Source organism: Arthrobacter sp. Soil736, from assembly GCF_001428005.1.
Lineage (GTDB): Bacteria > Actinomycetota > Actinomycetes > Actinomycetales > Micrococcaceae > Arthrobacter.
The window spans coordinates 1-5,590 of the sequence record NZ_LMSB01000054.1; the positions used below are offsets into that span (position 1 = coordinate 1).

General features: G+C 62.8%; 3 protein-coding genes. 2 read left to right on the forward strand and 1 reads right to left on the reverse strand.

Going from position 1 to position 5,590, the window contains the following annotated elements; all coding sequences use genetic code 11:
* Window positions 1-1,207: 1,207 nt before the first annotated feature.
* Complete coding sequence (gene mgtA, locus ASG92_RS23240; protein ID WP_056634107.1) at window positions 1,208-3,865, reverse strand: magnesium-translocating P-type ATPase; 2,658 nt, start codon at window positions 3,863-3,865, stop codon at window positions 1,208-1,210.
* A 332-nt stretch (window positions 3,866-4,197) separates the two neighbouring features.
* On the opposite strand from mgtA, the gene ASG92_RS28680 reads away from it, so the two are divergent.
* Window positions 4,198-4,947 carry a hypothetical protein gene (locus ASG92_RS28680; RefSeq protein ID WP_157372438.1) on the forward strand — a complete coding sequence of 250 codons (750 nt, stop codon included), beginning with the start codon at window positions 4,198-4,200 and terminating at the stop codon, window positions 4,945-4,947.
* Window positions 4,948-5,098: 151 nt separating this feature from the next.
* Window positions 5,099-5,539, forward strand: a complete 441-nt coding sequence (locus ASG92_RS28685) for a hypothetical protein (RefSeq protein WP_157372440.1) — start codon at window positions 5,099-5,101, stop codon at window positions 5,537-5,539.
* Window positions 5,540-5,590 lie beyond the last annotated feature (51 nt).

Consider the following 5,590-nt stretch of genomic DNA (forward strand, 5'->3'; position numbering starts at 1 on the left):
TATCGTCGCGCACGGCGATCAAAGATTGGCTGGACATTGTGAATCAGTTCCTGGTTCTCGCCCTACATCACACGGCGGACTTGCTCTGAGTTGCTGGCCTCACCCAACCCTGACACGTAGGGCTGTCCAGGCCTAGTTGACGTTCACCTCGTCCTCTTCAAACTTTTTCATTCACCGTCAGTTCTGCCAGCTTTGTGCCCGGTTCGTCCGCAGCAGCACTCCCGTCGTTCGCCGATGAAATTGATGGGATAGATGTCAAGCTCGCCCATCCGCCGTGCGGTACTCCCCCCGACCGGCCGCACATCCAGTGAAACGAGTTCCCAGTGAAAACCATCCAAGATGGTCGGAAGCGGCGGATGTCACCGAGCGCATCTTCGGCATCCGTGTTCATTTTTGCGGCGTGCATCCCACAGATTCCGGCTTCTCTTTGCCGACACGGACCAGACTGCCGAGCCCCAAGCCGGAGACGACGAAATTTCCGACCCCGTGAGCCACGACTGGGGCGCGCCGAAACGGGGACTCGGTCTTCAAGACCGTTCGTGCGCCGCAGGTTTCGCTGCCCGCCTCCGGTACCCCCATTGCCTCATCTTTATAGCACCGGGGCCGGGGCTCATCCTGAGGCCCCCGATCCCGAACGACCGTATGATCAGCTGAGCTTCAGGTTCAAGGGGTTTTCCCCTGGTTACGGAATCAGCTTCGTTCCGCAACTGATTCAGGAAGGGAGCGGTGCGACGACCCCAAGGCCAGGCACCGCGAGCACTCTTCGTGTCCGCTTCAATCCTGCGCAGGCACACGGAGGACGGAACGGCAAGCACGATTACCGCATCTCAGCCTCAGGCCATTGGCGACAATGACCTGAACAGCAGCCGCCCAAGGCTCGACCGTGATCCTCATCGGGCCGGCGCGGTTGGTGTCCGTGGATCGGTCAATTATCCAGCGCACTGACATGAGTCGTCGACGCCTCCCCCGGCCCTTCGCACAGCTTGTTGCGTGACCAGGATATGGACGGTTCGGCCGGTGCAGAGGCGGCCTGCCTACCCGGATTTCCGCGATGCCTGGAGTCAACCGGGTCAGGTCGGTCTCACATGACTGTGCCCGCCGTCGAGCGCTTACTCCAGTTACTTCCCTACGCTCCGGCGGCTGGAAAGGACCGCCCGCGGGGGTCTCGGTTTGCCTGTCAACCGAAGCGGCAGTTCGGGTCAGGACGTCAAGCGGCGCTGCGCGGGCGCCGCTGCCTCGCCGGGAGTACGACGGGCACCGGGGAACTGAAGCGTGCAGCGTGCCTGTGAATGTGGTGTTCGGGGGTGCGACGACGTTCGCCGGGCGGCAGCTGTCCGGCGCGGGTGAAGAACCATTGCTTTGCGATTTCGACGAAGACCAGATAGATCACGATCATGCCGAGCAACGCGAGGAAGAAAGGGACCGGCAGCGGATCGAAGCCAAGCACCGAGGCCAGCGGCGAGAGTGGCAGGAAGATGCCTACCGCGACGACCGCAAGAGACGCGCTGATCAGGCCGGCTGAGGGACGGCTGCGCAGGAAGGGTACGCGGTGTGTTCTGACGGCGAAGATGATCAGGGTCTGGGTGGCAATGGATTCGATGAACCAGCCTGCCCGGAATTCGCCGGGGACCGCTTGGAAGACGAAGAGCATCAGGGCGAACGTGGCGAAGTCAAACAAAGAGCTGATAGGGCCGAAAAGGGCCATGAACCGGCGGATGAAGCCTATATTCCAGTGCGAGGGGGCAATCAGCTGCTCTTTGTCCACGCGGTCACTGGGGATGGCCAGCTGGCCTGTGTCGTAGAGGAGGTTGTTAAGCAGGATCTGTCCGGGCAGCATCGGCAGGAAACTCAGCACGACTGATGCGGTCGCGGCACTGAACATATTCCCGAAGTTGCTCGAAGTCCCCATGAGGACGTACTTGATGGTGTTGGCGAAGATCCGCCGACCCTCCATGACGCCTTCGGCAAGGACCCCCAGGTCTTTGTCCAGTAGTACGACGTCGGCTGCGTCCTTGGCGACGTCGACGGCACTGTCTACGGATATACCTATGTCAGCGTGGTGGAGTGCAAGCGCATCATTGACGCCATCGCCGAGGAATCCCACCGCCCGCCCGCTCTGGCGGAGTTGGCGGATGACGCGCGCTTTCTGTTCCGGGGAGACCCGGGCGAAAATGCCGGCTTCGCGGGCAGCGGCGGCGAGTTCAACATCCGAGAGTTGATCGATTTCTGACCCGACGAGAGTCCTTCCGCTCTTCAACCCGAGATCTGCGCAGACTTTCTCGGCGACCTTGGCGTTGTCTCCGGTGGCGATCTTGACCGATATCTGCAGGGCGGCCAACTGCTCAAGCGACTGCCGTGCGCTGTTCTTAGGCCGGTCAAGAAAGACAAGGAACCCGGCCAGCGTCAGGTTCTTCTCGTCGCCGGGTTCGATGGCGGAGGCATCCGGCAGCTCCCTCACTGCAACGGCAACCACCCGAGAGCCGGCTTTGAACTGCTCATCAAGCAGGTCCTGGGCTCCTGGCGGGATGCCAATGCAGTGACCCAAGACGTCTTCGGGCGCACCTTTTGTCACCAGCCGTCGGGAACCATCGGTTCCGCGGACGAGGGCGCTGGTCATACGGCGTTCGTGGTCGAAGGGAATCACATCAAGCCGTTCGTAACGGCCCGCTTCAAAAGCACTTGCCTCCGGGGCCTCCCAGAGCGCCCGGTCCAGCGGATTATCCCCCGCAGCACCCAGCGCTCCCTGGGCGTAGTCGGCCTCCGTGGCCAGCAGGCCCAGCACATACACGGCGTCGGCCTCTGTCCGCGGACCGGTCGGCACCGCCCCCGTGTAGCTGACACGGCCTTCGGTGAGCGTTCCCGTCTTGTCGGTAACCAGCATGTCCATGTCGCCTAGGTCCTCGATGCATACAAGCCGCTTGACCAACACCTTGCGTCGGGCGAGTTCCCGTGTGCCCGTAGCCAGGCTGGTACTCACCACCGCGGGAAGCAACTGCGGCGTGATACCCACAGCAATCGCCAATGAGAAGAGCAGGGACTCGATCAGCGGACGCTGCAGGACCAGGTTCGCAACGAAGATGAGCATGGTGAGAACAAGGGCAACCTGAAGCAGGAGGAAGGAGAATCGTTTCAGGCCAAGCTGGAACTCCGTTTGCGGCTGCCGTTCACCAAGCTCCATGGCGATGCGGCCGAATTCGGCCCTCGCGCCGGTAGCGACGACAACCCCGGTCCCGCTGCCGGAATGGATCACGGTCCCCATCAGCACACATGAGGGGAGTCCCTCTTCGCCGGCGGTTGCCGGCACCGGGTCCGGGTTCTTCGGAACGGGAAGGGACTCGCCTGTGAGGATGCTCTCGTCACAGAGAAGATCCTCGCCGCTCAGAAGGCGTATGTCAGCCGGCACTACAGCGCCCAGCACGAGGTGGACGACGTCGCCGGGAACGATCTCCGTTACGGGGACCTGGCGGGGCATGCCGTCACGCACAACAATCGTGCCGTGGGCCACCCGCGAGTGAAGCGCCTCCGACGCCCGCTCGGCCCTGAACTCATTGCTGAAGCCAAGACCGACACTCACGAAGAGAATCACGCCAATGACGATCGAGTTCACGGCGTCGCCCAAGAAAAGGGAAACGCCAGCCGTGACAATCAAGAGGATCAGGATCGGGCTACGCAGCTGACGCCCCAAAACCGGCCAGACCTCGGCCTTGTGCGTCCTGACCGCATTCGGACCCCACTGGGCCAACCGTGCCAAGGCTTCCTCGCTGCTCAAACCGGAAACATCCGACTTCAGTTCAAGCAGAACTTCCTCTGCGGTGCGTCCTGCGATCTCCGCAAGCGGATCTACTGTGGTCGCCAGCTCCTGCATGCGGCGCACCTCCATCAACATCGTCGCTTGATCCCAAGGCTACGACAGGGTTGGCGGGCATAGTTGGACTAGGAGCGCTGCGTCCGGCGACGTCAGCTTTTTGGCGGTCTAGAAGAACCCTGTTCCGGAACCGGGGACACCATTAGGCAATGACGGCAACTCGTCGTTTCAGGTTCCGTTTCCCGGGCCCTTGCCGTTTGTTCAGTCCGCATTGTGAGCATCGCGCCAGCGAGTTCACCATCCAAAGCCCATGCGGCCGACATCATCCTTCCCCCTCGCGCCAAGATTTCCTCGCCGCCACACTAACCGGAGCGGCGCGAACGCTGGCACCCATGTCCTTCGCCGCTGCTGATACGGGAACGAGCGGAACCAAGACGATCACCCGCCACCTGGACGCCGGGGCAGACGACTTCGTCCATGTGCCCGTCGAGGTGCCTTCAGGAGTCAACAAGATCAGCGTCTCCTACAGCTATAACAAACCCCAGGTAACCCCCGGCCTGCGCGGCAACGCCTGCATCAGCACTGCCGAAGCAACACCGGACCACTTCCCCGGCCCTGTCGGAAAAGGCACCGGGAACATCGCGCTTGGCTCGTACCAGGTTTCCGAACAAGGACTGGACTACACGGTCAACGTCACCTTGGAATACGGGCCAGACGGAGCGGCCTACCGCCCCCAGTACCCGCCGCAACAGACTGCCGGACGAGGGGCAGGGTCGTACCGCGGAGACGCGCACCTGCACACCGTCACTCCAACGGCAGACGCACACCCGATGAAGTCGCGGCGGAGCACGCGCAGCGCACCTGGACTTCATGATCAGCACCGAGCACAACACCCCGGCGGCGCACGGCGAGGGGGCCCGCTTTCCGGCAATGACTTGCCGATCATCACGGGAGAGGAAGTGGCCACCCGCAACGGCCACTCCCTGGCCAGCCTCGGGCTGCCCCGGGAGAGTGGATCGACTGGCGCTACCGCGGCCGCGACAAGGGTTTCGAATATGCCACACAGCGGATCCGCAGCACAGGCGCCTTGGTCGTGCCGGCCCATCCGTACTGCGCCTAGGTCGCCTGCTGGTGGAAGTTAAGATACGACGACGCGGATGCGGTGGAGATCGAACGGGCCATGGACCGCCGACGACGAGTCCGCCGTCGACACTTGGGACTCCACTCTCGTCCAGTCCGCTTCCCGTCGCGACGGCCGCTGGCTCCCGGCAGGGCAACAGCGACGCCCACAGTGTGCCCCAGGTGATCGGCCTTCCGCATAACGTGGTGAACGCGACGGCGCTGACCCGGGATGCCCTGCTGGAGGGCATCCGCCAAGGCAGGTCCTGGTGGTGTGCCAGGATGACGTGTTCGGGAAAGACGGCTGTGTATCCCCTGGTCGTTTCGAGGTTCAAGTGGCCGAGCAGGGTCGAGACGACGAAGGTCGTGCGGGGTGAACGCGACTGGCGAGCCGGCATCGCTCAGGCCCGCATGCTCGGCGACGAGATTGAGGACGCGGCGTATAAAGGCGTGGGAGAGAACGTTCTGCGTGGGTCCGACCAGTCGGGCGAACAGGTGCGGCAGGGGGTCGCTGAAGATTTTTTAGTTGGGGTCGTAGCGGATGGGGGGCGCGGTGTGTCCGGTCCCGCGGAACTTGTCAAGGTGAATGAGGCCAGCGTGAGTTTAGGCGGCTAGTTTCTTGTGGGTCGTTGGCTCCGTGTCTGTCTGGCTTTTCTCGGGAGGTTT